Source organism: Bacillus sp. DWP3-1, assembly GCF_049896565.1.
Lineage (GTDB): Bacteria > Bacillota > Bacilli > Bacillales > Bacillaceae > Bacillus.
This window is the reverse complement of record NZ_JAFCUN010000013.1, coordinates 1,665-4,707: the sequence shown is the minus strand read 5'-3', so window position 1 is coordinate 4,707 and position 3,043 is coordinate 1,665. Positions and strand designations below refer to the sequence as shown.

1 rRNA gene is annotated in these 3,043 nt (G+C 52.5%); it reads right to left on the bottom strand.

Features of this window, described 5'->3' with window-relative positions:
- Window positions 1-16: 16 nt before the first annotated feature.
- A 23S ribosomal RNA gene (locus ACP7A0_RS18635) occupies window positions 17-2,947 on the bottom strand.
- Between the last annotated feature and the right edge of the window lie 96 nt (window positions 2,948-3,043).

Genomic DNA, 3,043 nt, shown 5'->3' with positions numbered 1-3,043 from the left:
GCTTCACATTAGAATATAGGTTAAGTCCTCGATCTATTAGTATCTGTCAGCTCCACGTGTCACCACGCTTCCACCTCAGACCTATCAACCTGATCATCTTTCAGGGATCTTACTTCCTTGCGGAATGGGAAATCTCATCTTGAGGGGGGCTTCATGCTTAGATGCTTTCAGCACTTATCCCGTCCGCACATAGCTACCCAGCGATGCCCTTGGCAGAACAACTGGTACACCAGCGGTGCGTCCATCCCGGTCCTCTCGTACTAAGGACAGCTCCTCTCAAATTTCCTGCGCCCGCGACGGATAGGGACCGAACTGTCTCACGACGTTCTGAACCCAGCTCGCGTACCGCTTTAATGGGCGAACAGCCCAACCCTTGGGACCGACTACAGCCCCAGGATGCGATGAGCCGACATCGAGGTGCCAAACCTCCCCGTCGATGTGGACTCTTGGGGGAGATAAGCCTGTTATCCCCGGGGTAGCTTTTATCCGTTGAGCGATGGCCCTTCCATGCGGAACCACCGGATCACTAAGCCCGACTTTCGTCCCTGCTCGACTTGTAGGTCTCGCAGTCAAGCTCCCTTGTGCCTTTACACTCTGCGAATGATTTCCAACCATTCTGAGGGAACCTTTGGGCGCCTCCGTTACATTTTAGGAGGCGACCGCCCCAGTCAAACTGCCCACCTGACACTGTCTCCCTGCCCGATAAGGGCAGCGGGTTAGAAGGTCAATACAGCCAGGGTAGTATCCCACCGATGCCTCCACCGAAGCTAGCGCTCCGGTTTCCAAGGCTCCTACCTATCCTGTACAAGCTGTACCAACATTCAATATCAGGCTGCAGTAAAGCTCCACGGGGTCTTTCCGTCCTGTCGCGGGTAACCTGCATCTTCACAGGTACTATAATTTCACCGAGTCTCTCGTTGAGACAGTGCCCAGATCGTTGCGCCTTTCGTGCGGGTCGGAACTTACCCGACAAGGAATTTCGCTACCTTAGGACCGTTATAGTTACGGCCGCCGTTTACTGGGGCTTCAATTCGCACCTTCGCTTACGCTAAGCGCTCCTCTTAACCTTCCAGCACCGGGCAGGCGTCAGCCCCTATACTTCGCCTTACGGCTTCGCAGAGACCTGTGTTTTTGCTAAACAGTCGCCTGGGCCTATTCACTGCGGCTTCTCGGGGCTTTAACACCCTAAGAAGCACCCCTTCTCCCGAAGTTACGGGGTCATTTTGCCGAGTTCCTTAACGAGAGTTCTCTCGATCACCTTAGGATTCTCTCCTCGCCTACCTGTGTCGGTTTGCGGTACGGGCACCTCTCACCTCGCTAGAGGCTTTTCTTGGCAGTGTGGAATCAGGAACTTCGCTACTAAATTTCGCTCGCCATCACAGCTCAGCCTTTACGGGAAACGGATTTGCCTATTTCCCAGCCTAACTGCTTGGACGCGGATATCCAATACCGCGCTTACCCTATCCTCCTGCGTCCCCCCATTGCTCAAATGGTGAGGAGGTGGTACAGGAATATCAACCTGTTGTCCATCGCCTACGCCTTTCGGCCTCGGCTTAGGTCCCGACTAACCCTGAGCGGACGAGCCTTCCTCAGGAAACCTTAGGCATTCGGTGGACGGGATTCTCACCCGTCTTTCGCTACTCATACCGGCATTCTCACTTCTAAGCGCTCCACCAGTCCTTCCGGTCTGACTTCACAGCACTTAGAACGCTCTCCTACCACTGTTCGTAAGAACAGTCCGCAGCTTCGGTGATACGTTTAGCCCCGGTACATTTTCGGCGCAGAGTCACTCGACCAGTGAGCTATTACGCACTCTTTAAATGGTGGCTGCTTCTAAGCCAACATCCTGGTTGTCTAAGCAACTCCACATCCTTTTCCACTTAACGTATACTTTGGGACCTTAGCTGGCGGTCTGGGCTGTTTCCCTTTCGACTACGGATCTTATCACTCGCAGTCTGACTCCCAAGGATAAGTCATCGGCATTCGGAGTTTGACTGAATTCGGTAACCCGGTAGGGGCCCCTAGTCCAATCAGTGCTCTACCTCCGAGACTCTTACCTTGAGGCTAGCCCTAAAGCTATTTCGGAGAGAACCAGCTATCTCCAGGTTCGATTGGCATTTCACCCCTACCCACACCTCATCCCCGCACTTTTCAACGTGCGTGGGTTCGGGCCTCCATTCAGTGTTACCTGAACTTCACCCTGGACATGGGTAGATCACCTGGTTTCGGGTCTACGACCACGTACTCATGCGCCCTATTCAGACTCGCTTTCGCTGCGGCTCCGCATCTTCTGCTTAACCTTGCACGGGATCGTAACTCGCCGGTTCATTCTACAAAAGGCACGCCATCACCCTTTAACGGGCTCTGACTACTTGTAGGCACACGGTTTCAGGATCTATTTCACTCCCCTTCCGGGGTGCTTTTCACCTTTCCCTCACGGTACTGGTTCACTATCGGTCACTAGGGAGTATTTAGCCTTGGGAGATGGTCCTCCCGGATTCCGACGGAATTTCACGTGTTCCGCCGTACTCAGGATCCACTCTGGAGAGAACAACATTTCAGTTACAGGGCTGTTACCTTCTTTGGCGGGCCTTTCCAGACCTCTTCGCTTATATCGTTCCTTTGTAACTCCGTATAGAGTGTCCTACAACCCCAAGAGGCAAGCCTCTTGGTTTGGGCTGTTCCCGTTTCGCTCGCCGCTACTCAGGGAATCGCATTTGCTTTCTCTTCCTCCGGGTACTTAGATGTTTCAGTTCCCCGGGTATGCCTTCTCATACTCTATGTATTCAAGTATGGATACTACTCCATTACGAGCAGTGGGTTTCCCCATTCGGAAATCTCCGGATCAAAGCTTGCTTACAGCTCCCCGAAGCATATCGGTGTTCGTCCCGTCCTTCATCGGCTCCTAGTGCCAAGGCATCCACCGTGCGCCCTTTCTAACTTAACCATTTCTTACTTTAGAAAGAATCACTATGTGTGATGAACTTTGCATTGCATTCAATGTGAATGTATTACTTATTGTTATCTAGTTTTCAAAGAACAA